The organism is Neisseria sp. P0008.S010 (genome assembly GCF_051962715.1).
GTDB lineage: Bacteria > Pseudomonadota > Gammaproteobacteria > Burkholderiales > Neisseriaceae > Neisseria > Neisseria elongata.
The window spans coordinates 1-279 of the sequence record NZ_JBQCVA010000266.1; the positions used below are offsets into that span (position 1 = coordinate 1).

Consider the following 279-nt stretch of genomic DNA (forward strand, 5'->3'; position numbering starts at 1 on the left):
GCGCAATTATCTCGACGCACGGGTGATGTCGGTTCATACCGTGTCATCTTACCTCATGTCAAAGGCGATGCCAGCGCCCCGGATTTTGCTGGTGCCCGACTTTTTCGTGAGCGACCAGCCGATTACCGACGAACCAAAGTGGAAGGTTCAAGCCTTATTGGGGCTATTGTACGAACGGATGGGGGCAGGACTGAAAACGGGGGTTTACATCCGTTCGTTTCCCGCCTTCAAGAAGAGCTATGGGGCGGTGTTTTACAGGCATTTACAAGACCATTATCT

General features: G+C 52.3%; 1 protein-coding gene. It reads left to right on the forward strand.

The features are described from left to right. Positions 1–279: hypothetical protein (locus ACTHSL_RS13520; RefSeq protein WP_440381712.1), on the forward strand; the 279-nt coding region annotated here is incomplete at both ends.